The sequence below is a fragment of the Geodermatophilus arenarius genome (assembly GCF_042654585.1).
Classification (GTDB): Bacteria; Actinomycetota; Actinomycetes; order Mycobacteriales; family Geodermatophilaceae; genus Geodermatophilus; species Geodermatophilus arenarius.
Map to the genome: position 1 here is coordinate 1 of NZ_JBHSGR010000012.1, position 24,642 is coordinate 24,642.

At 78.0% G+C, this 24,642-nt stretch carries 28 protein-coding genes; 13 read left to right on the forward strand and 15 right to left on the reverse strand.

The genetic code is table 11. The annotated features are described in order from the left end of the window. On the reverse strand, positions 1-1,111 hold a 1,111-nt coding region (locus tag ACFO3M_RS12130), incomplete at its 3' end, for an AAA family ATPase (protein ID WP_387988852.1). Between the two features lie 241 nt (positions 1,112-1,352). After that, complete coding sequence (locus ACFO3M_RS12135) at positions 1,353-2,135, reverse strand: helix-turn-helix transcriptional regulator (RefSeq protein WP_387988853.1); 783 nt, start codon at positions 2,133-2,135, stop codon at positions 1,353-1,355. A gap of 230 nt (positions 2,136-2,365) precedes the next feature. Between ACFO3M_RS12135 and ACFO3M_RS12140 the strand changes: the two genes are divergently transcribed. Continuing rightward, entirely contained in the window at positions 2,366-2,746 is a 381-nt protein-coding gene (locus tag ACFO3M_RS12140) for a hypothetical protein (protein WP_387988854.1), read from the forward strand. Here the strand turns inward: ACFO3M_RS12140 and ACFO3M_RS12145 are convergent. Further along, positions 2,727-3,512 carry a dienelactone hydrolase family protein gene (locus ACFO3M_RS12145; protein ID WP_387988855.1) on the reverse strand — a complete coding sequence of 262 codons (786 nt, stop codon included), beginning with the start codon at positions 3,510-3,512 and terminating at the stop codon, positions 2,727-2,729. The genes ACFO3M_RS12140 and ACFO3M_RS12145 overlap by 20 nt on opposite strands. A 102-nt stretch (positions 3,513-3,614) precedes the next feature. On the opposite strand from ACFO3M_RS12145, the gene ACFO3M_RS12150 reads away from it, so the two are divergent. The 5 genes from ACFO3M_RS12150 (at position 3,615) to ACFO3M_RS12170 (ending at position 7,471) form a co-directional block, all read left to right on the forward strand. Further along, positions 3,615-4,793 (forward strand): FAD-dependent monooxygenase, encoded by a 1,179-nt coding sequence (locus ACFO3M_RS12150; protein ID WP_387988856.1) that lies wholly within the window; start codon positions 3,615-3,617, stop codon positions 4,791-4,793. A gap of 69 nt (positions 4,794-4,862) precedes the next feature. Beyond that, positions 4,863-5,717 carry an SGNH/GDSL hydrolase family protein gene (locus ACFO3M_RS12155; RefSeq protein ID WP_387988857.1) on the forward strand — a complete coding sequence of 285 codons (855 nt, stop codon included), beginning with the start codon at positions 4,863-4,865 and terminating at the stop codon, positions 5,715-5,717. An 81-nt stretch (positions 5,718-5,798) separates the two neighbouring features. Next, positions 5,799-5,954 (forward strand): hypothetical protein, encoded by a 156-nt coding sequence (locus ACFO3M_RS12160; protein WP_387988858.1) that lies wholly within the window; start codon positions 5,799-5,801, stop codon positions 5,952-5,954. 70 nt (positions 5,955-6,024) lie between these two features. Next, on the forward strand, positions 6,025-6,672 hold the full coding sequence (locus tag ACFO3M_RS12165) for a DUF2238 domain-containing protein (RefSeq protein ID WP_387988859.1): 648 nt from the start codon (positions 6,025-6,027) through the stop codon (positions 6,670-6,672). Further along, positions 6,665-7,471, forward strand: a complete 807-nt coding sequence (locus ACFO3M_RS12170; protein WP_387988860.1) for an alpha/beta hydrolase — start codon at positions 6,665-6,667, stop codon at positions 7,469-7,471. The genes ACFO3M_RS12165 and ACFO3M_RS12170 overlap by 8 nt, the downstream gene beginning before the upstream one ends. A gap of 7 nt (positions 7,472-7,478) precedes the next feature. Here ACFO3M_RS12170 and ACFO3M_RS12175 read toward each other — a convergent pair whose 3' ends face one another. Further along, the gene (locus tag ACFO3M_RS12175; protein ID WP_387988861.1) at positions 7,479-8,405 is read right to left on the reverse strand and encodes an alpha/beta fold hydrolase; all 927 of its coding nucleotides are present in this window, start codon (positions 8,403-8,405) and stop codon (positions 7,479-7,481) included. A gap of 7 nt (positions 8,406-8,412) precedes the next feature. Here ACFO3M_RS12175 and ACFO3M_RS12180 point away from each other — a divergent pair, with 7 nt between their 5' ends. Then, complete coding sequence (locus tag ACFO3M_RS12180; protein ID WP_387989016.1) at positions 8,413-8,772, forward strand: hypothetical protein; 360 nt, start codon at positions 8,413-8,415, stop codon at positions 8,770-8,772. A gap of 20 nt (positions 8,773-8,792) precedes the next feature. After that, positions 8,793-9,287: a G/U mismatch-specific DNA glycosylase gene (gene mug, locus ACFO3M_RS12185; RefSeq protein WP_387989012.1), complete on the forward strand. Its 495-nt coding sequence runs from the start codon at positions 8,793-8,795 to the stop codon at positions 9,285-9,287. Here the strand turns inward: mug and ACFO3M_RS12190 are convergent. Continuing rightward, positions 9,284-12,178 carry an AfsR/SARP family transcriptional regulator gene (locus tag ACFO3M_RS12190; protein ID WP_387988862.1) on the reverse strand — a complete coding sequence of 965 codons (2,895 nt, stop codon included), beginning with the start codon at positions 12,176-12,178 and terminating at the stop codon, positions 9,284-9,286. The genes mug and ACFO3M_RS12190 overlap by 4 nt on opposite strands. Before the next feature lie 174 nt (positions 12,179-12,352). Here ACFO3M_RS12190 and ACFO3M_RS12195 point away from each other — a divergent pair, with 174 nt between their 5' ends. Beyond that, positions 12,353-13,660, forward strand: a complete 1,308-nt coding sequence (locus ACFO3M_RS12195) for an FAD-binding oxidoreductase (RefSeq protein ID WP_387988863.1) — start codon at positions 12,353-12,355, stop codon at positions 13,658-13,660. A 40-nt stretch (positions 13,661-13,700) separates the two neighbouring features. On the opposite strand, the gene ACFO3M_RS12200 is transcribed toward ACFO3M_RS12195, so the two are convergent. The 3 genes from ACFO3M_RS12200 to ACFO3M_RS12210 form a co-directional block, all read right to left on the reverse strand. Next, complete coding sequence (locus tag ACFO3M_RS12200; protein ID WP_387988864.1) at positions 13,701-13,856, reverse strand: hypothetical protein; 156 nt, start codon at positions 13,854-13,856, stop codon at positions 13,701-13,703. Between the two features lie 121 nt (positions 13,857-13,977). After that, positions 13,978-14,274 (reverse strand): hypothetical protein, encoded by a 297-nt coding sequence (locus tag ACFO3M_RS12205; protein WP_387988865.1) that lies wholly within the window; start codon positions 14,272-14,274, stop codon positions 13,978-13,980. A gap of 25 nt (positions 14,275-14,299) precedes the next feature. Continuing rightward, complete coding sequence (locus ACFO3M_RS12210; RefSeq protein WP_387988866.1) at positions 14,300-15,556, reverse strand: globin domain-containing protein; 1,257 nt, start codon at positions 15,554-15,556, stop codon at positions 14,300-14,302. A gap of 254 nt (positions 15,557-15,810) precedes the next feature. On the opposite strand from ACFO3M_RS12210, the gene ACFO3M_RS12215 reads away from it, so the two are divergent. The 3 genes from ACFO3M_RS12215 to ACFO3M_RS12225 are packed head-to-tail and all read left to right on the forward strand — an operon-like array spanning position 15,811 to position 19,414. After that, the gene (locus tag ACFO3M_RS12215; protein ID WP_387988867.1) at positions 15,811-16,935 is read left to right on the forward strand and encodes a globin domain-containing protein; all 1,125 of its coding nucleotides are present in this window, start codon (positions 15,811-15,813) and stop codon (positions 16,933-16,935) included. After that, on the forward strand, positions 16,932-17,738 hold the full coding sequence (locus ACFO3M_RS12220) for a DivIVA domain-containing protein (protein WP_387988868.1): 807 nt from the start codon (positions 16,932-16,934) through the stop codon (positions 17,736-17,738). The genes ACFO3M_RS12215 and ACFO3M_RS12220 overlap by 4 nt, the downstream gene beginning before the upstream one ends. Before the next feature lie 50 nt (positions 17,739-17,788). Beyond that, positions 17,789-19,414: a bifunctional 3'-5' exonuclease/DNA polymerase gene (locus ACFO3M_RS12225; RefSeq protein ID WP_387988869.1), complete on the forward strand. Its 1,626-nt coding sequence runs from the start codon at positions 17,789-17,791 to the stop codon at positions 19,412-19,414. An 83-nt stretch (positions 19,415-19,497) separates the two neighbouring features. Here the strand turns inward: ACFO3M_RS12225 and ACFO3M_RS12230 are convergent, their stop codons facing one another. Beyond that, the gene (locus tag ACFO3M_RS12230) at positions 19,498-19,650 is read right to left on the reverse strand and encodes a hypothetical protein (RefSeq protein WP_387988870.1); all 153 of its coding nucleotides are present in this window, start codon (positions 19,648-19,650) and stop codon (positions 19,498-19,500) included. A 176-nt stretch (positions 19,651-19,826) separates the two neighbouring features. On the opposite strand from ACFO3M_RS12230, the gene ACFO3M_RS12235 reads away from it, so the two are divergent. Beyond that, entirely contained in the window at positions 19,827-20,279 is a 453-nt protein-coding gene (locus ACFO3M_RS12235; protein WP_387988871.1) for a DUF5709 domain-containing protein, read from the forward strand. Here the strand turns inward: ACFO3M_RS12235 and ACFO3M_RS12240 are convergent. The 6 genes from ACFO3M_RS12240 to paaA all read right to left on the reverse strand — a co-directional run bounded on the left by ACFO3M_RS12240 (position 20,276) and on the right by paaA (position 24,594). After that, complete coding sequence (locus ACFO3M_RS12240) at positions 20,276-20,677, reverse strand: thioesterase family protein (protein WP_387988872.1); 402 nt, start codon at positions 20,675-20,677, stop codon at positions 20,276-20,278. The genes ACFO3M_RS12235 and ACFO3M_RS12240 overlap by 4 nt on opposite strands. A gap of 5 nt (positions 20,678-20,682) precedes the next feature. Further along, on the reverse strand, positions 20,683-21,759 hold the full coding sequence (paaE, locus tag ACFO3M_RS12245; protein ID WP_387988873.1) for a 1,2-phenylacetyl-CoA epoxidase subunit PaaE: 1,077 nt from the start codon (positions 21,757-21,759) through the stop codon (positions 20,683-20,685). Then, a complete protein-coding gene (gene paaD / locus ACFO3M_RS12250) occupies positions 21,760-22,266 on the reverse strand; it encodes a 1,2-phenylacetyl-CoA epoxidase subunit PaaD (protein ID WP_387988874.1) in 507 nt (168 codons plus the stop codon). A gap of 5 nt (positions 22,267-22,271) precedes the next feature. Beyond that, positions 22,272-23,165, reverse strand: a complete 894-nt coding sequence (gene paaC / locus ACFO3M_RS12255) for a 1,2-phenylacetyl-CoA epoxidase subunit PaaC (protein WP_387988875.1) — start codon at positions 23,163-23,165, stop codon at positions 22,272-22,274. 83 nt (positions 23,166-23,248) lie between these two features. Further along, complete coding sequence (gene paaB, locus ACFO3M_RS12260; RefSeq protein ID WP_387988876.1) at positions 23,249-23,617, reverse strand: 1,2-phenylacetyl-CoA epoxidase subunit PaaB; 369 nt, start codon at positions 23,615-23,617, stop codon at positions 23,249-23,251. Then, positions 23,614-24,594, reverse strand: a complete 981-nt coding sequence (paaA, locus tag ACFO3M_RS12265; RefSeq protein WP_387988877.1) for a 1,2-phenylacetyl-CoA epoxidase subunit PaaA — start codon at positions 24,592-24,594, stop codon at positions 23,614-23,616. The genes paaB and paaA overlap by 4 nt, the downstream gene beginning before the upstream one ends. Positions 24,595-24,642 lie beyond the last annotated feature (48 nt).

The following is a 24,642-nucleotide window of genomic DNA, read 5'->3' on the forward strand; positions in this document are numbered from 1 at the left end:
GCGCCCGGGCCCGGCCGGCGGCGGCGGCCAGCTCGCGGGCCAGCGCCTCGTCGGGACCGGCGGCCGCCAGCGCCCGGTCGAGCACCGCGGCGAGGTCGGCGCCGGTCCGGGCGGTCCCGGCCAGCAGGCGGTGCGCCCGCCGGCGCTCGGCGGGCGTCGCCCGGCGCCACACCAGGCTGCGCAGCAGCGGGTGCCGGAACGCCAGGGCGTCCCCGTCGCGCACGACGACGCCCCGCTCCTCCGCGGCGTCCAGGGCCTCGGCCGGGTCGGTGCCCGACCGGGCCAGCGCGGCGGCGACCGCGGCGGCGCTGCCGTCGTCGGCCGCGGCCAGCAGCAGCACCGCCTCCCGCGCCCCGGCCGACAGCCCGGCCAGCACCGGCTCGAACGCCCCGGACAGCGCCGGACCGACCGGCAGGTCCGCGGGCGGCTGCTCGGTGCCCGCCCGCTGCGCCGGCGACAGGGCCGCGGCCACCTCCAGCAGCGCGAGCGGGACCCCGCCGACCCGGCCGGCCAGCCGGCGCGCCACGGCGGGTGCGACGGTCCCGGCCAGCAGCGTGCGGGCGTCGTCGGCGGGCAGGGCGGTCACCGGGAGCACCTCGGCGCCGGGCAGCGGGCCGGCCCCCGGCCGCCGCGCCACCAGCACCGCGACCCGGTCCCCGTGCACCCGGCGCGCGGCGAACAGCAGCGCGGCCGCGGACTCCGCGTCGGCCCACTGCAGGTCGTCGACCAGGACGAGCACCGGCGCGGCCGCCGCGGCAGCGGCCAGCAGCGAGAGGGTCCCGGCCGCGACGAGGTGCCGCTCGCCCGGGACGTCGGCCGGCCCCCAGCCCAGCGCCGCGGCGAGCGCGGCCGCCTGGCCCGGCGGGACCTCCGGCAGCAGGGGGCGCAGCGGGCCGAGCAGCTCCAGCAGGACGGCCTGCGGCAGCGTCGCCTCGGACTCGATCCCGCGGGCGCGCAGCACCGTGCACCCGGCGGCCCGCGCGGCCGCGGCCTCCAGCAGGGCGGTCTTGCCGATGCCGGCCTCGCCCTCGACGACGAGCAGGCCCGGCCGGCCCGCGCGGGCGTCGTCGAGGAGCCGGTCGACGCGCGCGAGCTCCGCCGCCCGGCCCACCAGGTCGCGGGTTTCCCCCGACGCGAGGGCGCCGCCACCGGCCGGAGGCTCGTCCGGCAGCCGCTCCGAGGGAGGACGCCATGACCCCGACCCCGACCCCGACCCCGACCCCGACCCCGACCCCGAGTCCGGCCCGTCGGCCGTCGCCGACCGGCGCCCGGCTGCGGTGGATGGCCTGCTGGTTCGGGGCGCCGCTGGACCCCCGGCTGCTGCCCTGGCGGACACCGCGCTGACCCCCCGCTCAGCCGGCCGGCACGGCGGGGGCGGGCAGGATGCCCCGGCGCTGCGCCTCGAGGACCGCGGTCAGCCGGTCGTGGACGCCGAGCTTCCGGTACAGCCGCGCGGCGTGCGTGGTGACCGTGCGGGTCGAGCAGCCCAGCCGGTGCGCCGTCGCGGTCGCCGTCAGCCCCTCGGCCAGGCACAGCAGGACCGCCGTCTCCCGGCACGTGAGGCCCGCCGCGCGGGCGTGCGCGCCGCCGTCCCCGTCGCCGTCCTGCCAGGCCCGCACCGTCCGCACGTGCCGGTCCAGCGCCCGCAGCACCGGCGCGACGCCGTCGAGCAGCTCGAGGTCGGCCGCGGTGAAGTCGCGGCGGGGCCGGCCGAAGGCGAAGCCGCAGACCTCGGCCGGCCCGCCCCGCAGGGGCAGGCTGACCAGCTGGTCCCAGCCGCACACCGAGGCGATGACGCCCCGGGCGGGGGACCGGCGCCAGCTCTGCCAGCCGCCGGCCGCCTCCTGCGCCGTCGCGGGGGTGAGGTCCCCGGCCGCGACGGCGGTCAGCAGGGGGTGCGCCGAGCGCATGCGGTGTGTGGCGTCGACCAGCAGCTCGAGCTGGTCACCGGCGAGGCCGGTGGCGGTGATCTCCGTGGCGCCGGTGCGCCAGTCGGTGCGCTGCAGCACCGCGGCGGGCGCCTCCAGGCGGGGGCACAGGACGGCGAACACGGGGCCGGCGGGCAGCTGCGGGCCGACCATGCCGTCGAGCAGGCCCACCACCAGGTCGGTGAGCTCCCGGACCACAGGCTCCATCGCCGGCCTCCGACGATCCCGCGGGCCCCCGCCGGTCCCGCGTCGGTCGCGTGTGCAGCCCTCTGTGCAGGACGAGCGTGGCCGCTCCCGCGGGTCGGCGTCAACGGAGATCCCCGCGCCGTCAAGGGGGCGCCGCACCCCGGCGCATACGCACAAGTGCGTACAGACGGTGCCGATCGGCCGTCCCTAGCGTCCGTGCCGCACCTACGGACCGAATACCAGGGGGAACCGTGTCTCTCCTCGTGCTGCACCTGCGGTGGAACGACGTCGAGCCGGCGCAGTACGAGGTGCTGCGCCGCGCCCTGCCGGAGGACGTCGACCGGCCGCCGCACTGCCTGTCCCGCCGGCACGTCCGGCAGCCCCGGTCGGTGATGGTCTACGAGGTGTGGGAGGACGCCCGGGCCGCCGAGGACGAGCTGGCCCGCATCCGCGCCCTGGTCGACGCCGGCCCCGAGCAGCCGCAGCGCGTCGTGTTCGTGCTGCCGGACGTGTTCGCCGCGGGCTTCCCCCGCCGGCCCGCCCGCCCGGCGGCCGCGCCGGAGGCCGTCGGCGCGCCGGTCGTCCCGGCGCCGCGGCAGCCGGACTCCCCCGTCACGGTGCCGACGGCCTGAGCGCCGGGACCTCCGCCGGGGGCCGCCCCCGCAGGTGCTCGGCGAACCAGGCGTCGGTCCGGGCCCAGGCGTCGGCCGCGGCGGCGGGGTCCGGCCGGATCCGCAGCGCGTCCCGCAGCAGGGGGCGCAGCACCCGCGGGCCGACCGGGGCGTCGTGCAGGAAGCCGTGGCCGGCGCCCGGGTACTCGCGGACGTCGTGCCGGACGCCGACCCGGGTCAGCACCGTCGCGAGCTCCGCGGCGGTGCCGCGCAGGCCCGGGTCGCGGCCGCCGTAGCCGGCCACCACGGGGCAGGCGCCGAGCAGCGTGGTGTGCGGGTCCCGCGGCAGCCGCGCGTAGAACACCGCCGCGGCGTCGAAGCCGCGGGCCGCCAGGTGCAGCGCCAGTCCGCCGCCGACGCTGGACCCCAGCACGCCGACCCGGCCGGTGCAGTCCGGTCGCGCGGCCAGGTGGGCGCGGGCCGCCTCGGCGTCGGCGAACGGGCGCCCCCCGCCGGCGTCCACCGCGCGGAACGTCGGGACCAGGGCCCGCCGCGCGCCGCCGTCGGTGAACAGGTCCGGCACGAGCGTCAGGCAGCCGGCGGCGGCCATCCGCTGCGCCTGCCGCCGCACCACGCCGTCGACGCCGAAGGCCTCGTGCAGCAGCACCACACCGGGCCACGGCCCCGGGCCGTCGGGCACGGCGAGCAGCCCGCGCAGCCCCGGCGTCCCGCCCGGACCCGGGGGGATCGCGACGCCGGTCAGGGTGATCCGCTGGGCGTCGGTCACGGGCGGCCTCCCCCGGTGCTGCGGTCGGTGCCCGCCGATGCTGGCAGACGGGAGGACGGCAGGGGCTTGGCGCGCGCCGCCGGGTGTGAGGCAATCCCGGGCATGACGCGCGCGATCGTGGTCGGCGGCGGGGTCGCGGGGCCGGTGACGGCCATGGCGCTGCAGCGGGTGGGGATCGAGGCGACGGTGCACGAGGCCCACCCGGCTCCCGAGGGGGACGTGGGGACCTGGCTCGGCGTGCAGGTCAACGGGCTGGACGCGCTGCGCGCCGTCGGCGCCGAGGACGCCGTCCGGGCGGCGGGGTTCCCCACGCACACCATCGAGTTCCGCAGCGGGACCGGCCGGGTCCTGGGCTCGTCCACCACCGGGGACACGGAGGGACGGCGCGACGCGGGCATCTCGGTGAAGCGCTCGGACCTCTACCGGACCCTGCACGCGGAGGCGCTCCGGCGGGGCGTGGAGATCCGCTACCGCTCCCGCCTGACCGGGGCGGAGGACACCGCCGCCGGGGTCACCGCGGAGTTCGCCGACGGCCGCACGGAGACCGCGGACCTGCTCGTCGGCGCGGACGGCGTGCGGTCGGCGGTGCGGCCGCTGGTCGCCCCGGACGCCCCGCCGCCCCGGTTCGTGCCCGTGCTGGTCACCGCCGGGTACTCCTCGCACGTGCCGGCCGACGCCGAGGTGGGCCGGCTGACCATGGTCTTCGGCCGCCGCTGCTTCGCCGGGTACCTCGCCGCGCCGGACGGCGGCACGTGGTGGTTCGCCAACCCGCCGCTCACCCGGGAGCCGGCCGACGGCGAGGTCGCCGGCACGCCCGACCCGCGGTGGCGGGCGCTGCTCTACGACCTGCTCCGCGGCGACCGGTCGCCGCTGGTGGACCTGGTGGAGGCCACCCCCGGGCCGCTGCGCGGGTGGACGACGCACGACGTGCCCACCGTGCCCCGCTGGTCCCGCGGCCGCACCGTGCTGGTCGGCGACGCCGCGCACGCGACCTCGCCGGCCTCGGGCCAGGGCTCGTCGCTGGCCATGGAGGACGCCGTCGTCCTCGCCGCGTGCCTGCGCGACCTGCCGCTCGACGACGCCCTGCGCGCCTTCGAGGAGCGGCGGCGGGCGCGCGCGGAGCGGGTGGTCGCCCAGGGCTTCCGCCGGAGCAGCGCGAAGCCGCCGCCGGCCGTGGGCCGCGCCGTCCGCGACGCCGTCCTGCCGCTGGTGCTGCGCCGCCACGACCCGGCGGCGTGGGTGCGGACCCACCGGGTCGAGCCGCTCGTCGGGACCGGGTGACCGCCGTCACCCGCTCGGGCCGGCGTCGTTGAGCCCGGCGACCTGCCCCCGGCCCCGATGGAGTGGTCCGTGCGCCGACTGCTGACCGTCCTGCTCGCCGCGCTCGCCGGCGTCCTGCTCGTCGTCCCCCCGGCCTCGGCCGCGCCCCCGGGGCCGCTGCGCTACGTCGCGCTCGGCGACTCCTACAGCGCGGCCTCCGGCGTGCTGCCCCCGGACCCCACCGCCGCGCCGCAGTGCCTGCGCTCCACCCGCAACTACCCGCACCTGATCGCGCAGGCGACCGGCGCGCAGCTGACCGACGTCACCTGCGGCGGCGCGGACACCTCGGACCTCACCACCGCGCAGCACCCCGGCGTGCCGCCCCAGCTCCAGGCGCTGTCCCCGGACACCCAGCTGGTCACCATGACCATCGGCGGCAACGACAGCGGTGTGTTCATCGAGTCGATCCTGCGCTGCGGCACCGCCGGGCTGCTGACGCTGGGCCGCGGCAGCCCGTGCCGCGACACCTACGGCACCTCGTTCGAGGACACCGTCCGCACCACCACCTACCCGGCGCTGGTGCAGGCGCTGTCGGCGGTGCGCGAGGCCGCGCCGCGGGCCCGGGTCGCGATCCTCGGTTACCCCGCCATCCTCCCGCCGACCGGCGGCTGCTTCGACCGGATGCCGATCGCCGAGGGCGACGTCCCCTACCTGCACTCCCTGCAGACCACGCTCGACGACGCCGTCCGGCGCGCGGCCGCGGCCACGGGTGTCACCTACGTCGACCTGTCCCGCGCCTCGGCCGGGCACGACGCCTGTCAGCCGATCGGCGTCCGCTGGGTCGAGCCGGTGCTGCAGGGCACCAACGCGGTGGTCGTGCACCCGAACGCGCTCGGCGAGGCGGAGATGGCCGCCCGGGTGATGTCGGTGCTGCGCCTGGGCTGACCCGGCTCCCGCACCCCGCCGGCGGCGTGGCGCGCCGCCGGCGGGGTACGGGCGGGACACCACCAGACCGGAGGAGGACCGATGAGCGAGACCGACCCGACCCCGCAGGCCGGCCCGGAGGACGAGGGCTCGCACGCGAGCGTCGGCCCGGACGTCGCCCACGCCGGCGGCGGTCGCACCGAGGGCGAGACCTCGGTCGACGACGCGATGGGCGCGGAGGCCGACCCGCCGCACTGAGCCGCCCGCGGTGGGTCGGGCGCCGACGGAGGGGCCCGTCCACCGGGCGGGCCGGGACGGGGACGGGGACGTGGACGTGGACGTGGACGTGCGCAGGCTGGTGATGGGCGACTGGACGCCCGTGCTGAGGGACGGCATCGACGTCCTGCGGCTGGTGCTGCTCGTGGGCGGGCTCGCCTACGCGGCGGCGGGGCGGGCGGGGGACGCGGCGGTCCTGCTGTTCCTGGGGGCGGTCACGGTCCTGGCGCGGCTGGTCGACCTGCCGCGGGTGTACGACCTCGCGCTGACCCTGGGGATGGTCCTGCAGGGGTTCGGCGAGACGCTGGGCCTCTACGACCGGTTCGTCCGCTTCGACGACCTGGTGCACGTCACGCTGCCGATGCTGACCGCGCCCGTCGTCTACATCGCGCTCGCCCGCCTCGACGTCGTCCCCGACCCCCGCGACGAGACCCACCTGCGCCACTACGTCGGGATCGCGGTCGTCACGACGGCCCTCGGCGTCACGATCGGGGCGCTGTGGGAGGTGTACGAGTGGCGGTCCGACGCGTGGTTCGGCACGCGTCTGTCGGAGGGCAACGACGACACCAACGGCGACCTCGTCCGCGACACCCTCGGCTCCCTGGTCGGTGCGGCGCTGCTGGTGGCGTGGGCCCGCTTCGGCTGGGGGTCGGTCCGCCGGATCCCGGGGGTGAACACCCACGAGGAGGTCAGTGCCTGAGCGGCACCCGTGCACCGTGCTCACCCGCCGGCGGCTGCTCCTGGCGGCGGGCCGGGTCGCCGGGGCGGCCCTCCTGACCGGCTGCGCGGTCCGGCTCCCCGGCGCACCCGGCGCACCCGGCGCCGAGGGGGCCGCCGTCCTGACCGCCCGCCCGACCGCGCCACCGGACCTCCCGCCGCCGCCACCGGGCACCTCCGCGCTGGGCCTGGAGGAGACGCGCGACCCCCTGCTGCACGTCCCGGCCGCCGGGGTCCCCGGCCCGGCGCCGCTCGTCGTCGTCCTGCACGGCGCGGGGGGTGACGCCGCCGCCGGGCTCGGGCTGCTGCAGTCCCTCGCCGACGAGCGCGGCCTGGTGCTGCTCGCCCCGGCCTCCCGGGGCTCGACCTGGGACGCCGTCCTGCGCGCCTACGGGCCCGACGTCGCCGGGATCGACCGTGCGCTGACCGCCGTCCTCCGGCGGGTGCCGGTCGACGCCGGCCGGGTGGCCGTCGCCGGCTTCTCCGACGGCGCGTCCTACGCGCTCGGGCTGGGGCTGGCCAACGGCCTGCTGTTCCGGCGGGTCGTCGCCTTCTCACCGGGGTTCGTGCCCCCGGCGGCGCGCACGGGGCGGCCGCCTGTCTTCGTGTCCCACGGGACCGCCGACGACGTCCTGCCGGTCGAGCGGACCAGCCGCGAGATCGTCCCCGCGCTCCGCGACGACGGGTACGACGTCACCTACCGCGAGTTCGCCGGCGGTCACGTCGTCCCGCCCGAGGTCGCCCGGGAGGCGGTCGACCGGCTCGGCGGGACCGGCGACTGACCGGCCGTCAGCCGACCTCCCCGGCGAGCCGGCGGAGCGGGCCGGACCAGGCCCCGGGGTGGGTCCAGACGAAGCTGTGCGCCCCCGGCACGGACGCGAACCGGCCGTCCCGGGCCAGCCGGCACAGCGCGCGGGCCCACTCCGCGGTGCACAGCAGGTCGTCCGCGCCGTGCAGCACGAGCACCGGGACGGCCAGCCGGGGGACGACGTCCTCGAGCCGGTCGGCCAGGTGGGCCCGGACGGCGTGCAGGACCCGGCGCGTGCCGGCCCGCTGCCGTTCCGGCCGGTGGGCCTCGTCGAGGTCCGGCGGCTCCCGCCGGTGGTTGCGGTACCAGGCCCGCAGCACCCCGCCGAGGCTGCGGAACGCCGGGTCGACCGTCGGGCTGGCCAGGACCAGGCCCCGCACGCCGGCCGGGCGGTGGAGCGCGGCCCGTGCCGCGACCTGGGTGCCGCCGGAGTGTCCGACCAGCACCACGCGGTCCAGTCCCGCGCCGGCGAGCCAGGCCACCAGCGCGTCCCCGAACTCGGCGACGTCCAGCTCGTGCGGTGGCTCCCCGCTGCCCGAGAAGCCCGGCAGCTCCACCAGGTGCGCCCGCGTCCACGCCCCGAGCGCGCGCAGGGCGGGGACGAGGTAGTCGCTCACGCCGATGCCCTGCACCAGCACCACCTCGGCGACGCCGTCGCGCGGCGTGCCCGCCGAGCGGCTGTGCATCCGCCCGAGCGGGGTCTCCCGGTCGGCCGGGAGGAGGTCGGTCGACAGCTGGCACCCCCGGTGGCCGGACGGCGTGCGCGAGGACTCGGCGCGGTCGCGGACCAGTGTGACCGCGCCCCCTCCCGCGTGCGCGACGTGCGGGCGGCTGGTTGGCTCGCGGCAGGCGGCCCAGCAGGCCGGCCGCCGGGGTCGGGGAGTGGAGACCACCGTGGCCAGGACCATCGCAGGGATGTCCAAGCAGACGGCGGCGCGGGCGCTCGGCGGCGCCGGCATGGCGTTCGGGGCGGTCAGCGTCCTCGCCCCGCGGGCGGTCGCCGCGGGGTACGGCGTCCCCCCGACGCCGCAGGGGCTGCAGCTGCAGCGGCTGTTCGGCAGCCGCGCGCTGGCCCTCTCGGTGGCGGGGTTGACGGCGCGGACCCAGGAGGAGGTGGACCGGGGGCTGCTGCTGGTCGCCACGGCGAACCTCCTCGACGTGCTCACCGCGCTGGTCGCGGCCCGCGGCTCGGGCCGGTCGACCACGGTGCGGGCGGTGGCCAGCTCGGTCGTCTACGGCGGGGCCGCGCTGGCGGTGCGGGCGATGGAGCCCTGACCGGGGGAGCGGGCAAGCCGCTGCCCGACGTCGTCGCCCCCGGCCTCGACGTCCTGTTCTGCGGGATCAACCCGTCGCTGCTGTCGGCCGAGCGCGGCCACCACTTCGCCCGCCCGGGCAACCGGTTCTGGCCCGCACTGCACCTGGCCGGGCTCACCCCCCGCCGGCTGACGCCGGAGGAGGACCGCGAGCTGCCCCGCTACGGGCTGGGGGTGACCAACCTCGTCGACCGGCCCACGCGGACGGCGGCCGAGCTCACCCCGGAGGAGCTGCGGGCGGGCGCGGCGGCGCTGGCCGGCCTGGTCGCGCGCTGCCGGCCGCGGGTGCTGGCGGTCCTCGGGCTCACGGCCTGGCGGCTCGCCACCGGCGCGCCCCGCGCGGGCTGGGGCCGCCAGCCGGTGTCGGTCGGCGGCGCCGAGACCTGGGTGCTGCCCAACCCGAGCGGGCTGAACGCGCACTTCCAGCTGCCCGACCTCGCCCGCCTGTACGCCGGGCTGCGGCCGCCCGGCGGCTAGGCGACCGGGTCGGCGGTGCGGGTCTCCGCGGCGAGCCTGCCCACCATGGCCACCGCCTCGCCGCGGTCGAGGACCGCGCCCTCGGCCAGCGCGGTGTCGTACTCGACCTCGTCGAGGGCCTCGCGGGTGGCGGTGACGTAGCGCTGCCCGTCGACCGGGTCCATCCGCAGCGGGTCGTAGCCGACCTGCCGGGCGACGGCCTGCACCGCGCCGAGCAGCACCGCGGCGGTGCGGGGCCGGCCCGACGCGGTGACCGCGCCGACGGCGGCCAGCAGCCCGGCGAGGGTGCCGGTGGCGTCGCCCTCGCGGTGGGTCAGCTCGACCATCGCCCACAGGTCGGCCAGCGCCTCCGCGGCCCGGCCGACGTCGGTGAGCGCCTTCGCCCGGATCCACAGGACCGACGAGTGCGCCCACGAGTGGCCCAGCCGCAGCGCGAGCCGCTCGGCGCGGCCGAGGTGCTCCAGCGCGCCGTCGAGGTCGCCGGCGGCCCGCGAGAACTGGCCGAGGGTCATGGCGATCTCGACCTGCACCCACTCGATGCCCGACGCCTGTGCCAGCGCCAGGCCGCGGGCGATGTCCGCCCCGACCTCGCCGTCGGGGTCGGGCTGGCCGAGCAGCGCCCGCACGAAGCCGCGCAGCACCAGGGCGAGGGGCAGCACCGGGTCGGCGTCGTCGGCGGTCCCGGCGATCTCGCTGGTCCGCGCCCACAGCGAGGGCACGTCGCCGGACAGGTAGGCCAGCAGCGCGTCGGCGAGCAGCGCGCCACTGCGGACGCCGGCCGGCGCGCCGGGGGTGGCGTCCAGCGCGGCGGCCAGCCAGCGGCGGCCCTCCTGCACGTGGCCGCGGCGGTACCAGTACCAGCCCAGCGCCCCGCCGATCCGCAGCGCCGCCTCGCCCTGCCCGGTGGCCAGCGCGTGCCCGAGCGCCGCCCGCAGCGCCGGCTGCTCGGCGTCGAGCCGGCGGGCGCTCCCGGTCCACAGCGGGCTGCGCAGCGTCGGCTCCAGCCGCTCGGTGAGCGCGACGGCGAAGCCGGTCAGCCGGTCGCGCAGCCGCCGGGACGCCGGCTCGTCCAGCGCCTGCTCGGCGTACTGCCGCAGCGTCTCGAGCATCCGGTAGCGCCCGGCCGCGTGGTCGAGCTCGACCAGCGACTTGGCCACCAGCACCCGCAGCAGCTCCAGTGCCCGGCCGTCGACCTCCGGTCCGGCCACCGCCTCGACCAGGTCCGGGCCGAAGGTGCCGGGCAGCACCGAGACGGCCTGGAAGACGGCCAGCTCGGCGGGGGTGAGCAGGTCGACGCTCCACTGGACGGTGGCCGCGAGCGTGCGCTGGTGCGGCACGGCGGTGCGCCAGCCGCCCGACAGCAGGGCGAACCGGTCGTCGACCCGGCCGGCGACCTCGGCCAGCGGGAGGGTGGTGAGGCAGGCGGCGGCCAGCTCCACGGCCAGCGGCAGGCCGTCGAGGGCGGCCACCAGCTCCCGGACGTGGGCCAGGTCCTCCGCGGAGGGGTCGGCCAGGTGCGGGGCGGCCAGCCGGGCGCGGTCGAGGAACAGCCGCTCGGCGTCGCTGCCGGGAGCGTCGGCGGGCATCGGGCCGCAGGGCAGCACCGCCTCACCCGGCAGCCCGAGCGGCTCGCGGGAGGTGGCCAGCACCCGCAGCTCGGGGCAGCGGGGGAGCAGGGCGGCGCACACCGCGGCGGCGGCGTCGACGACGTGCTCGCAGTTGTCCAGGACCAGCAGCAGCGGGCGGTCCTCCAGGGCGGTGGCGACCGCGCCCAGCGGGTCCCCGCCCGCCAGCGTCACGCCCAGCACGGTGGCCACCTGCCCGGCGACCAGCTCGGGGTCCTCGACGCCGGCCAGCTCGACCAGCGCGGCCGGCGGCGACCCGGCCGGCCGGCGGCGCGCGGCCTCCAGCGCCAGCCGCGTCTTGCCGCTGCCGCCGGGCCCGACCAGGGTGACCAGCCGCTGCCCGGACAGCGCGGCGGCCAGCCGGGCGAGCTCGGCGCCGCGGCCGACGAAGGCGGTGAGCGGGACCGGCAGGGGGCCCGGGGCGCGCACCGCCGGCGCCGGGGGAGCCGGCGCGGGCTCCGGCACGGGGGCGGGCGCCGCGGCGGGCACCGGGACGGGCCCGGCCAGCGCCGGGTCCTGGCGCAGGATCTGCTCGTACAGCGACTGCAGCGGCCGGCCCGGGTCGACGCCCAGCCCGTCGGCGAGCAGCCGGCGGCCCTCGTCGTAGACCTCCAGCGCCTCGGCCTGCCGGCCGCTGCGGTACAGCGCCAGCATCAGCGAGGCGCGCAGGCCCTCGCGCAGCGGCTCGGCGCGGAGCAGCTCCCGGACGTCGTCGACGATCTCGGCGTGCCGGCCCAGCCGCAGGTCGAGCTCGGCGGCCAGCTCCCGGGCGGCCAGCCGCAGCTGCTCGAGCCGCTCGGACTCCTCGGCGGCGAAGGTGGCCGCGACGTCGGCGTAGGCCGGGCCGCGCCACAGCGCCAGCCCCTCGGCCACCGTCGCCCGGGCGCCCTCGGCGTCCCCGCGGGCGGCGAGGTCGCGGGCGGTGCGCAGCAGCTGGACGAACCGGACGGCGTCGACGTCCTCGGGGGCGACCTCGAGCCGGTAGCCGGGCTCCCGGGTGACCAGCAGCGTCCAGCGGCCACCGGTGACGTCGGGCTCCAGCTCCCGGCGCAGCCGGGACACGATCGACTGCAGGGTGGCCGACACGGCGGTGGGCGGCTGGCCGCTCCACACGCGGTCGACGAGCAGGTCGACGGGGACGGTGCGCCCGGCGTCGACCAGCAGCGCGGCCAGGACGGCGCGGTGGCGCGGGGACTGCGGGGCGAGGAGCTGCCCGTCGCGCCAGACCTCCACGGGTCCGAGCACGCGGTACGAGGTGGCGGTCATCGCCGGGCAGGGTAGGGGCCCGGACACGCCCGCGGGGGCGCCCGCGACGCCGCGTGACCTGCCGGTGACCTCCCGGTCGCGGCCGTGACCTGCTGCCCAAGCGGCCGCCAAGGGCGCACCAAGGACCGCCGACGACCCTCCGGTTGCACCGACCCCCGCACCTGGAGAAGCCCCGTGAGCACCCTGTCCGTCCCCTCCACGCCCGCGGCCCGCGCCGCGGACCCGCGGCCGGCCGTCCTGCCGCCCGACCTGACCGCCGCCCTGCGCGCCCGCCTCTCGCCGGCGGCCGTGCTGGCCGACGGGGCGGTGGTGCGGGCCGCGGAGAACGCCGACGTCGCGGCCGCGCTGCGCGCCGACCGCCGGCCCGGGGTGGCCGTGGCCGTCCGTGGGCCCGGCCGCACCGACGCCGGCGCCCGCGCGCTGCAGGTGGACCCCGCCGGGCTCGCCGGGGTGCGCGTGTCGCCCGCCGGCTGGGCGCGGGTCGGCGCCGGCGTGCGCTGGCGGGACCTGGCCGCGGTGGCCACCCGGCACGGGCTGACCCCGATCACCGGGTCCTCGGCCGCCGAGCGGGTCGCGGACACGGTCACCGGCGGCGGCGTCGGCCCGCTGGCCCGGACCTACGGCCTGGCCGGGGACCGGGTGCGGGCGGTGGAGGTGGTCACCGGCGACGGCGTGCTGCGCCGGGTCACCCCCGCCGACGGCGCCGACCTGTACTGGGGCGTCCGCGGCGGCGGCGAGGCGCTCGGCGTCGTCACCGCCGTGGAGCTGGAGCTGCTGGCCGCCGGGCCGCGCTACGGCGGCGAGCTGCGCTGGCAAGCGGCCGACGGCGCGCGGGTGGCGCAGGCGTGGCGGACCTGGTCGGTGGCGCTGCCGCCGCAGGCGGGCACCTCGCTGGTGCTCACCCGGCCGGCGCGGGGCGAGGGGACGGTGGCCGTCCGGTTCGCCTGGACCGGCGAGGCCGACGACGGCGACGGGCTGCTCGACGTCCTGCGCGCGGCCGCACCGCCCGGGGCCGCCGACCTGGCGCCGCGCGGACCGGCGGGCCTGGCCACGCCCGCGCTGGAGGCGGGGGTGGAGTCCTCGCTGCTGCTCGACCGCCTCTCCGACGGCGCGGTCGCGGAGCTGGTGCGCGCGGCCGGCGGGAGCCGGCCGCGCACGGTCGAGGTGCGGCTGCTCGGCGGCGCGCTCGGCTGGGTGCCGCAGCGGCCCAGCGCCGTCTGCCACCGGGACGCGCGGCTGGCGGTGCGGGTCGTCGGCGGCGCCGGCGCCGAGGACCGGGCGGCCACCCGTGCCTGCGCCGAGGAGCTGGCCGGCGCGCTCGGCGGCGACCTCGGCGGCCGCGTGCCCGCGCACGGCTGGGGGGCGGCGCCCGACGTGCTGGCCCGCACCCCGACGCCCGCCGTCCGGGACCGGCTGGCCGCGCTGGCCGCGCTGGCCGACCCGCACCGCATCCTCGAGGGCGCGGCGGGCCGGCGGGCGTGACCGGCGGGGCGGGGAGGCCGGGCCTCCCCGCCCCGGTCGGTCAGCGGGTCCCGGGCCGCGCGGGCGTCCCGGCGTTGAACACCTGCAGCGTGTAGGCGTCGAAGCGCCGCAGCCAGCTGCGGAGGGTGCGGCGGGAGGCCGTGCTCGTGGTCGTGCTCGTGGTCGTGCTCGTGGTCGTGCTCGTGGTCGTGCTCATGGCGTCTCCTCGAGGTGGGTCCGGGGGGACGTCGTCGTCCGTCGGCCGCGGGTGCGGCCGTCTCCCACGGTCCCCGCCGCGCGTGAAGCCCAGGTGAACGCGGGCCGTGACGCTCGTCGCGTCAGGCCGGCCGCCCGGACAGCGACCGCCGCACCGGCTCCGACGGGCGCAGCACGACCTCGAGACCGCGCCACGCCGCCGCCTCGAGGACGTCGGCGACGAGCTCGCGGCCGGAGGCCGACAGGGCGGTCACCGAGCGGGCGTCGACGACGTCGACGCGCACCGGCTCCGGGCCGTAGCAGCGCCAGAACGCCTCGACGGCGTCCGCGTCGACGACCCCGGCCAGGCAGAGGACCCGCCCGGCGGAGGAGTTGAGCAGGCGGACCACCCCGCGGCGGGCGGCTGCGGTCGGGGGCACCCGCCCAGTGTGCCGCCCGGGACGGCTACCGGCCCGCGCCCGCCGGCTCCGCCGTCGCGCCCGGCGCCGGCTCGGAGGCGAAGTCGGCCTGCCACAGGTCGGGGCCGAAGACCTCGTACTGGACGTCGCGGGCGGGCACGCCGCGGTCGATCAGGCTGCTGCGGACCGCGCGCATGAACGGCAGGGGCCCGCAGAGGTAGTACGCGGCGCCCTCGGGCAGGTCGACCTCGTCGAGGTCCATCGTCCCGTCGTGCACGCCGTCGACGGGCAGCGAGGTCTGCGCGCCCCGCTCGAACCAGACGTGCGCCGTGGCGTCCGGCAGCGTGCGGAGGTCCTCGAGGACCTGGTGACGCAGCGCGAAGGACTCCTCGTCCAGGTCGGCGTGCAGCAGCGTGACGGGCAGCGAGGAGCCCGCCGCGGCCAGGTGGGACAGCATCCCGGCCATCGGGGTGATCCCGATGCCGGCGCTGGCGAAGACGACCGGGCGGCCGGAGTCGTCGAGGACGACGTCGCCGAAGGGCGCCGACAGCGTCAGCCGGTCACCGACCCGCACCCGGTCGCACAGGTGGTTGGAGACCTCGCCGTCGGGCTTGTCCCCGCCGCGCACCCGCTTGACCGAGAACTGGCGGTGCTCGCCGTCGTCGGCGCGGGTGAGGCTGTACTGGCGCGGCTGGCGCACGCCGTCGGGGAGCGGCACCTGCACGGTGACGTACTGGCCGGGCAGCGACGTCTTGACCAGCCGGTGGTCGATCCGCCGCACCCGGAACGTGACGACGTCGGAGGTCTCCTCGACCTTCTCGGCGACCTCCCAGTCCCGCCACACCGTCTCCGGGCGCACCCCCCGGGCGCTGTAGAGACCGCGCTCCTGGTGGATCAGCGCGTAGGCCATCAGCCAGTAGACCTCGTCCCAGGCCGCGGCCACCTCGGGGGTGACCGCGTCGCCGAGCACGTCGACGATCGCCCAGAACAGGTGCTCGTGGACGACGTCGTACTGGGCGGGGGTGATCCCGAGCGAGACGTGCTTGTGCGCGATGCGCGACAGCAGCTGCTCGGGGAGCTGCTCCGGCGTCTTCACCAGGGTGCTGGCGAACACGGCGACGGAGCCGGCCAGCGCGACCTGCTGTTCCCCGGTGGCCTGGTTGCCGCGGTTGAAGACCCCGTCGAACAGCTCGGGGTGGGCGCCGAACAGGTGCCCGTAGAAGCGCCGGGCGATCTCCTGGATGTTGTCGGCGACCACGGGCAGGGTCGCCTCGATCACGGGACGGGAGCGGTCAGACAGCATGCGGTCCTCCTCGGCCGGCCGACGGGCGCGGTGACCTGCTGGGTCCCCGTGTCCGTGCCCGCCCGTCGTCGCCGTCCGCGGGGCAGGGGTGCCCCCACCGGCGCCCCTGCGACCGACCCTGCCAGGAGCGGGTCCGGAAATCGACCGGAGCGGTGCCGCGGAGGGCTAGCCGCCGTCCGGAGGGCTCGCTAGTGTGCGCCAGGTCACACGGCCGAGCGGACGGCCCACGGGGGGCGACTGTGGACATTCCTGCGATGCGCGCGAACTTCGCCAAGGCCGCGGCTGCCGGCGACGAGGCGCCGCTGTGGTTCTACTCCCACCTGTTCCTCGCCCATCCCGAGACCCGGCAGATGTTCCCGGTCTCGATGGCGCACCAGCGCGACCGGCTCTTCGCCGCGCTCGGCGAGGTGGTGGGGCGGGTCGACGACCTCGACTCCCTCGTGCCGATCCTGCAGCAGCTGGGGCGCGACCACCGCAAGTTCGGGACGGTGGCCGAGCACTACCCCGCGGTGGGAGCGAGCCTGCTCGCCACGCTGCAGCACTTCGACGAGGACTGGAACGACGCGCTGGCCGCGGACTGGGCGGCGGCCTACGAGCTGGTCGCCTCGGTGATGGTCGCGGCCGCCGACGAGATGGCCGACGAGCCGCCGTGGTGGGACGCCGAGGTCGTGGCGCACGAGCGGCGCACCGTCGACACCGCCGTGCTGCGGCTGCGGACGAAGATCCCGCTGTCCTACCGTCCCGGGGAGTCGATCTCGCTGGAGACCGAGCTGCGGCCGCGGCTGTGGCGCTACTACTCGCCGGCCAACGCCTGCCGGCCCGACGGCGAGATGGAGATCCACGCGCGGGCCCAGGCCGGCGGGCCGGTCAGCACCGCCCTCGTGCGGCAGGTCGACGTCGGGGACGTGCTGCGGCTCGGGCCCCCGGTGGACCACCTGCGCTTCGATGCCGACTCCGACCGCGACCTGCTGCTGGTGGCGGGGGGCACGGGGCTGGCGCCGCTCAAGGCGATCGTCGACCACGTCGCCCGGAACGGCACGCCCCGGCGGGTGGACCTGTTCGTCGGCGTCCGCGCCGAGAGCGACCTGTACGACCGGGCGGACCTGGAGCGGCTCGAGCGGGAGAACCCCTGGCTCACCGTGACCGTCGCCGTCTCCGAGGACGGGAACTCGCAGTGGGCGCACGGCGACGTCGGCGAGGTGGTGGCGCGCTCCGGGCCGTGGGGCAGTCGCGAGGCCTACGTCGCCGGTCCCCGGGCGATGGTCGACGACACCGTCGAGCGGTTGCTGCGGCACGGCCTGCCCCGGGACCGCATCCGCACCGAGGTGTTCGCCCCCAGCCGTCCCGGACCCGATGTCGATGGAGAGGTGACGTCATGACGACCGAGCAGGTGGCCTCCAACGGCCGGCGGCTGACGCCCGCGGACGTGCGCGAGGTGCGGTTCGCCCGGTCGTCGATGCTGCACCCCGGCTACAGCGACGCCGAGGTCGACCGGTTCCTGGACCGGGTGGGCGAGGAGCTGGCCCGCCTGCACGCGGAGAAGGCCGAGCTGCGCGGCCGGGTGCAGGAGCTGCAGGCCCAGGTGGGCGAGGAGAAGCCCCGGGAGGAGCCGACGGCGCAGGCGGTGAGCCTGCTCGCGGTCGCCCAGCAGACCGCCGACCAGTACGTGGCGGAGGCGGAGACGTTCAGCCGGGTGATGGTCAGCGAGGCGCAGCAGCAGTACGACGAGCAGCTGCAGTCCGCGCGCGAGAAGGTCGGCGCGATGATCCAGGCCGCCCACGAGGCCGCGGCCCGGATCGTCGCCGAGGGCGGCGCACCGGCCGCCGCGGGGGACGCCCGCACCGCCGAGGAGCTGCAGGAGCAGGTCGCCTACCTGCAGGCGTTCGGCCAGGCGTGCCGGACGCAGCTGCGGTCCTACCTGGAGGCGCTGATCGGCGAGGTGGAGCGGGCCTGGGGCCACGCCGACCCGACGGCCGTGCCGGTGCTGGACTCCAGGGCCCCGGTGACCCGGCCGGCCCCGCCACCCAGGGCCCCGGCGGCCGGGGCCGGGCCCGCCCCGGCCCAGGAACCACCCACGGTCGAGGCCGCCGCGGTGCTGCTCGGCGAGCAGTCGCTGGGGCCCGGGTCCGCCGACGGCGCACCCGCCCAGGTGGCCGCGGAGGGTGCCGGCGACCGGTCCTGACCCCCGCGGCGGTCCGCGGGACCGTCGGCCCGGTCGGGGAGACTGCGGCGGTGGACCGGGTCCTGCTGCGCCGCCGCGGGGACGCGGTGGCGGTGCACGAGGCCGACGGCGCCGTCGCCGAGGTCCCCGCGGACGGGCTCGCGGCGCTGGTGCGGGAGCGCGAGCGGGCCGGCGTCCGGTGGGTCTGGGACGACACCACCCGCTGGTACCCGGCGCTGCTGGCCGCCGGTGTCCGCGTGGCGCGCTGCGCCGACCTGCGGCTGTGCGCCGCCGTGCTGCGCGGCTCCCCGCACGCCGGTCCCGGGCCGGCGGCGGACCCGGGCTGGGCGGCGCTGGAGCCGGTGACCGCGGACGACCCGGCGCTGTTCCACCTGGCCGACCCCGCCGACGCGCTCGACCCGGTCGCCGAGGACCGCCGCCAGCAGGCCGTGCTCGCCGCCTCCCCGCAGCGCGCGCGGCTGGGCCTGCTGCTGGCCGCCGAGTCCTCGGGCGCGCTGGCCGCCGCGGAGATGACGCACGCCGGGCTGCCGTGGCGGGCCGACGCCCACGACGCGCTGCTCACCGGGCTGCTCGGCCCGCGCCCGCCCGCGGGCCTGCGGCCGGCGGTGCTGGAGGCGCTGGCGGGGGAGGTCCGCGCCACGCTCGGCGCCCCCGAGCTCAACCCGGACTCCCCGGCGGCGCTGCTGCAAGCGCTGCAGGTCGCGGGGCTGCCGGTCGAGGACACCCGGTCGTGGACGCTGGAGCGGGTCGAGCACCCGGTCGTCGCGCCGCTGCTGGAGTACAAGCGGCTGGCCCGGCTGCTGGCGGCCAACGGCTGGAGCTGGCTCGACGCCTGGGTGCGCGGCGGGCGGTTCCGGCCGGTCTACCTCCCCGGCGGGGTGGTCACCGGGCGGTGGGCGTCGTCGGGCGGGGGCGCGCTGTCGGTGCCGGTGCAGGTGCGCCCGGCCGCGGTCGCCGACGACGGGTGGGTCCTGGTGGTCGCCGACGTCGCCCAGCTCGAGCCGCGGGTGCTCGCCGGCATGAGCGCCGACACCGCGCTGGCCGCCGCGGCCCGCTCGCGGGACCTGTACGCCGGGATGGTCGACGCCGGGGTGGTGGCCACCCGCGCCGAGGCCAAGGTCGGGGTGCTGGGGGCGCTCTACGGCGGGACCCGCGGTGAGAGCGGGCGGATGGTGCCGCGGCTGGCCCGCCGCTACCCGCGGGCGATCGGGCTGGTGGAGGAGGCGGCGCGGGCGGGGGAGCGCGGCGCGGTCGTGTCCACGCTGCTCGGCCGGGGCTCCCCGCCGCCGGGCGCCGCGTGGGCCGAGCGCGACGCCGACCTCGGCGAGGCGCCCGAGCCCCGCGGCCGCGACTCCGACCGCGCCCGCCGCGCGTGGGGGCGGTTCACCCGCAACTTCGTCGTGCAGGGCACCAGCGCGGAGTGGGCGCTGTGCTGGCTGGCCGACCTGCGCAACCGGCTCTGGCAGCTGGGGGAGGGGCGGCTGGAGGAGCGGCCGCACCTGGCGTTCTTCCTGCACGACGAGGTCGTCGTCCACGCCCCGGCCGACCTCGCCGACGACGTCGTCGCGGAGGTCCGGGCCGCCGCGGCCACGGCCGGGCGGCTGCTGTTCGGAGAGTTCCCGCTCGACTTCCCGCTCGACGTCGCGGTCGTGCGGTCCTGGGCCGACGCGGGCTGAGCCGGCCGCGTGACGGGGCGCGCGGCGGGCAGGGGTCCGGGGTCGTCGTCCCCAGAGGTCCCGTGTCCGACGGGGGCCGAGCGTCAGGCGGGGGCGGAGGTCTCGAGCAGGCGCCGCAGCGCCTCCTCGAAGTACTCCTCGTAGAGGTCGCGCACGAGGTCGGTGCGGTCCTCGGCGACGGCGGCGTTCACCCGCCGGACGTAGTGCTCGTGCAGCGTGGTCATCGTGGTGTCCACGGCGGTCTCCCTGGAGGTCGGCTGCCTCCAGTGTCCGCCGGTCCGGGCGGCGGGGTCGCAGGCCGGACTGCTCGTTCGGTCACACGCGCGGCCCTCCCGCCCCGCCCGCCGCGGTGGCAGGGTGGGTCCGCCCCGGACAGCGCCGTCCGCCCCGCCCGCACCCGAGGAGCCCCACCGTGGACCGCGACCTCTACGGCACCGACGGCACCGACCCCGAGGAGGCCACCGGCCTGCTCGAGGCCGAGGACACCCTCGAGGACCCCCGCCGCCCGCGCGACCTGGACACCGGCTGGTCGCCGCCGGAGCGGCCCTGGGGGGTGGCCGACTGGGGCACCACCGAGCGGGAGGAGGCCACCGGCGAGAGCCTCGCCGGGCGGCTCGCCCGGGAGCTGCCGGACCGGTCCTGGGACGACGCCGACGGCGACGGCCTCGGTGACCTCACCGGCGGCGACGGCGAGCTGCTCGACGACGAGGTCGGCGACGCCCGCGCGGGCCGGCTGGCCGAGGTCGGCGACGACGGCGTCGTCGACAGGGAGGACGAGCTGCTGGGCGAGGACCTCGGCATCGACGGCGGGGCGGCGTCGGCCGAGGAGGCGGCGGTGCACCTGGTGCGCCGCGGCGACGACTAGTCCCGGACCCGGGGGTCCAGGCGGGCCGCCAGGACCTCCTCGGGCAGGACCGCCTGCTCGGTGGAGCCGCGGCCGAGCTCCCGGCCGCTCGCGTCGACGGCCCGGCACGCGCAGGTCAGCCGGTTGCCGCGGACCGCGGTGCAGCGGGCGGTCACCCGGACGCGGTCGCCCACCCACGCCGGCGCCCGGTGCTCGACCGACACCGCGGTGCCCACGCCGGCCTCGCCCGGCTCGAGGTGGCCGAGCAGCAGCTTCCGCCCCGCCTCCTCGAAGTGCTTGGCCATCGCGTAGGTGGCGTAGACCGGGTGCACCGGGCCGAGCTCGTCGAAGTGCACGGTCATCGCCGCGGTGACGACGACGTCGAGGACCGCGGTCTCGCCGACGGCGACCGGGCGCACGGCCGTCAGGCGTCGAAGTCGACGGTGACGGCGTCCGACCGTGGCAGCGACTGGCAGGTCAGGACGTAGCCGGCGTCGACCTCGGCGGGCTCGAGCGCGTAGTTGCGGCGCATCTCGACCTCGCCGTCGGTCACCCGCGCCCGGCAGGTGCCGCACACGCCGCCCTTGCAGGCGAACGGCAGGTCCGAGCGCACCCGCTGGGCGGAGTCCAGGACGGGGACGTCGCGGGGCAGCGCCAGCGTCGTCGAGCGGCCGTCCAGCACCACGGTGACCTGGGCGCTCGGGCCCGCGACCGTCTCCTCGTCGCCGCGCACCGGCTCGGGCGGGACGTCGTCGACGTAGAACAGCTCCTGGTGCACCTTCTCGGCGGGGACGCCGAGCTCGGCCAGCAGCGCCCGGGCGTCGCTGACCATCCCGTGCGGGCCGCACAGCCACCAGTGGTCCACGTGCGGGGCGTCGACGAGGGCGCCGACCAGCGTGCGCAGCCGGTCCCGGTCGAGCCGGCCGCTGGTGAGCTCGGTGTCGCGCGGCTCGCGGGACAGCACGTGCACCAGCTGCAGCCGGGGACCGAACCGGTCCTTCAGGTCGGCGAGCTCGTCGGCGAACATCACCGTGTTCGTGCGCCGGTTGCCGTAGAACACGGTGACGGTGGACTCGCCGTCGCGCAGCACGGTGCTCGCCAGGCTCAACGCCGGGGTGATCCCGGAGCCGGCGACGACGAACACGTGGTCGGCCGGCTGCGACAGGTCGGCGGTGAACGTGCCCGACGGCGGCAGCACCTCGATCGTGTCGCCGGGCCGCACCTCGTGCACCAGCCAGGAGGAGAAGAAGCCGCCGGGCACCTCGCGGACGCCGACGCGCGGAGCGGCGCCCACCGGCGCGCAGATCGAGTAGGAGCGGCGCTCGTCGCGGTCGCCGTCGACCCGCCGCAGGGTGAGCGCCTGACCGGGGCGGAACGCGTAGTCCTCGGCCAGGTCCTCGGGGACGTCGAAGGTGACCGCCACCGCGTCGTCGGTGAGCCGCTCGACGCCGGCGACCCGCAGCGGGTGGAACCGCGGACGCCGGCGGGCCGGTGCGCTCACTCAGACCTCCTTCACGTGCTCGAACGGCTCGCCGCAGTCCCGGCAGCGGCGCAGCGCCTTGCACGCCGTCGCGCCGAACTCGCTGATCTCGACGGTGTCGGGGGAGCCGCACAGCGGGCAGGACGCGGTCCGGCGGGTCGGGCCCAGCTGCAGCGGGATCGGCCCGGCCGTGCGCTCGGGCGCCCTGCCCGGTGGCGCGATGCCGGCCGCGGCGAGCTTGCGGCGGCCCTCCTCGGTGATCCAGTCGGTGGACCAGGCGGGGGAGAGCACGGTGCGCACCTCGACGTCGTCGAACCCGGCGGCGTGCAGGGCGTGCAGCAGGTCCGCGCGCATGACGCCCATCGCGGGACAGCCGGAGTAGGTCGGGGTGATGTCGACGACGACGGTGTCCTCGTGCACGCGGACGTCGCGCAGCACGCCGAGGTCGGCGAGCGTGAGCGTGGGCAGCTCCGGGTCGGTCACGGTCTCGGCGACCGCCCGGGGGTCCACGTGCGCGGTGGCGGCCATCCCCGTCACCAGGTCGCCGCCGGGTGCCGGCGGGCGAGGCCCTGGAGGCCGGCGAGCAGGTCGGTCAGCTCGGGGCCGTGCTCGCCGACCCGGCCGCGCGGTGGCGCGTCGGCCGGCCAGTCCGGGACCGTCAGGGTCGCCCGCTGCAGCACGGTGGTGAGCACGTCGCGCACCTCGTCGCGGACGGCGGCCGGGTCGACGGCCACCCCGGCGGCGACCAGCCGGGTCTCGACGTCGGTGGCGGTGGACAGGTCCGCGAGGTGCGGCCACACGGCGTCGACGCCGGCCTGCGCGCGGCGGTGCGACTCGGCCGTGCCGTCGCCGAGGCGCAGGACCCAGCGGGCGGCGTGGTCGCGGTGGTAGGTCAGCTCGTGCACGCCCTTGGCGGCGATCGCGGCGAGCACCGGGTCGCGGGAGTCCCGCAGCCGGGCGAACACCGCCAGCCGGACGGTGGACGCCGCGAGCAGCCGAACCATGGTCCGTGCGAAGTCGCCGTTCCCGGCCGCGACCAGGCCGGTGCAGCGGAACTCGTCGGGGTCGCGGAAGTAGGCGAGCGCGTCCTCGTCGGGGATCGACGCGCCGGCCCGCTCGCGGGACCGGCCGAGGACGCCGGCCGACCCGGCGCGGGCCAGCAGCAGCCGGGCCTGGCCGAGCAGGTCCAGGCCGACGTTGCCGAACGCGACCTCCTCCTCGAGCTCGGGTGCCGCGGTGATCCACTGGGTCAGCCGCTGGGCGAGCACCAGCGCGTCGTCGCCGAGCATCAGGCAGTAGGCGCCCAGGTCGGCGGGGTCGACGCCGTCGGGGACGGTGGTGTCCACCCCGGCCAGCGGGTCGTCGAACCCGGTGCCGAACGCCCAGTGCCCGGCGTCGTCGTGCGCGTTGGTCAACGCGTCGTACACCGTCTCCTCGTGCCCCATGCCGACGGAACCCCTCCCTGAGTTCGTGCGCAGCGGTCGGCCCCCCGCCCCGGTGGGGGTCCTTCCTACATGTGCGGGACGTCCTCCGGGATCTCGTAGAACGTCGGGTGGCGGTAGACCTTGTCGCCGCTCGGGGCGAACATCGGGTCCTTCTCGTCGGGGCTGGACGCGGTGATGTCGGCGGCCCTGACCACCCAGATGCTCACGCCCTCGTTGCGCCGGGTGTAGAGGTCGCGGGCGGCGTGCACGGCCATCTCGTCGTCGGGCGCGTGCAGCGAGCCGACGTGCACGTGGTTGAGGCCGCGCTTGCCGCGCACGAACACCTCGTACAGCGGCCAGTCGCGGCGGCTGACCGACGGCGCCGGCGTCGTCGGCACCTCCGGCCCGGTCGGGACCGCGCCGTGCCCGCCCTCGGCGGTCAGGTCGGTGCTCACGCGTGCTCCCCGGCCGGTCGCCCGCCGCTGTGCTTGCGTGCGTAGGCGGTGGCCGCCTCGACCACCCACGCGTTGTCGTCGCGGGCGGCGCGGCGGCGGGCGATCCGGACGGCGTTCATCGGCCCGTCCCCGCTGATCACCCGCTTGAGCTCCGACCAGTCGATCGGGCCGTACCGCCAGTGCCCGGTCTCCTCGTCGAGCGCCAGGTCGGGGTCGGGCAGCGTGACGCCGAGGACCTGCGCCTGCGGCACGGTCATGTCCACGAACCGCTGGCGCAGCTCGTCGTTGGTGTGCCGCTTGATGCCCCACGCCATCGACTGCGCGGTGTTCGGGCTGTCGTCGTCGGGCGGGCCGAACATCATCAGCGACGGCCACCACCACCGGTCGACGGCGTCCTGCACCATCGCCCGCTGCTCGGGCGTGCCGCCCATCATCGTCATCAGCAGCTCGTAGCCCTGCCGCTGGTGGAACGACTCCTCCTTGCAGATGCGGATCATCGCCCGGGCGTAGGGCCCGTAGGAGGAGCGGCACAGCGGCACCTGGTTGCAGATCGCCGCGCCGTCGACCAGCCACCCGATCACACCGACGTCGGCGTAGGTGAGCGTCGGGTAGTTGAAGATCGAGCTGTACTTCTGCTTCCGCTCGATCAGCTTGTCGGTGAGGTCGGCGCGGTCGGCGCCGAGCGTCTCGGCCGCCGAGTAGAGGTACATGCCGTGGCCGGCCTCGTCCTGCACCTTGGCCAGCAGGATCGCCTTGCGGCGCAGGCTCGGGGCGGCGAGCAGCCAGTCGCCCTCGGGCTGCATCCCGATGATCTCCGAGTGCGCGTGCTGGGCGATCTGGCGCACCAGCGTCCTGCGGTAGCCCTCGGGCATCCAGTCGCGCGGCTCGATCCGCCGGTCGGCGGCGACCGTCGCGTCGAACTGCTGCTGCAGCGCGGTCTCGTCGACGGCGGCGCGGTCCACGACGGGTGCGGCCATGGCCTTCCTCCCATTTACTGACCGAGCGGTCAGGAATAGTGTGACCCA

Bases quoted from the DNA above. Each gene is read 5' to 3' on its own strand.
- ACFO3M_RS12215 (WP_387988867.1), top strand. From the start codon at position 15,811: ATGCGCGCGAACTTCGCCAAGGCCGCGGCTGCCGGCGACGAGGCGCCG.
- ACFO3M_RS12160 (WP_387988858.1), top strand. From the start codon at position 5,799: ATGAGCGAGACCGACCCGACCCCGCAGGCCGGCCCGGAGGACGAGGGC.
- paaA (WP_387988877.1), bottom strand. From the start codon at position 24,594: ATGGCCGCACCCGTCGTGGACCGCGCCGCCGTCGACGAGACCGCGCTG.
- ACFO3M_RS12180 (WP_387989016.1), top strand. From the start codon at position 8,413: ATGTCCAAGCAGACGGCGGCGCGGGCGCTCGGCGGCGCCGGCATGGCG.
- ACFO3M_RS12210 (WP_387988866.1), bottom strand. From the start codon at position 15,556: ATGCTGTCTGACCGCTCCCGTCCCGTGATCGAGGCGACCCTGCCCGTG.
- ACFO3M_RS12220 (WP_387988868.1), top strand. From the start codon at position 16,932: ATGACGACCGAGCAGGTGGCCTCCAACGGCCGGCGGCTGACGCCCGCG.
- ACFO3M_RS12200 (WP_387988864.1), bottom strand. From the start codon at position 13,856: ATGAGCACGACCACGAGCACGACCACGAGCACGACCACGAGCACGACC.
- ACFO3M_RS12175 (WP_387988861.1), bottom strand. From the start codon at position 8,405: ATGGTCCTGGCCACGGTGGTCTCCACTCCCCGACCCCGGCGGCCGGCC.
- ACFO3M_RS12135 (WP_387988853.1), bottom strand. From the start codon at position 2,135: ATGGAGCCTGTGGTCCGGGAGCTCACCGACCTGGTGGTGGGCCTGCTC.
- ACFO3M_RS12150 (WP_387988856.1), top strand. From the start codon at position 3,615: ATGACGCGCGCGATCGTGGTCGGCGGCGGGGTCGCGGGGCCGGTGACG.
- ACFO3M_RS12190 (WP_387988862.1), bottom strand. From the start codon at position 12,178: ATGACCGCCACCTCGTACCGCGTGCTCGGACCCGTGGAGGTCTGGCGC.
- paaD (WP_387988874.1), bottom strand. From the start codon at position 22,266: ATGGCCGCCACCGCGCACGTGGACCCCCGGGCGGTCGCCGAGACCGTG.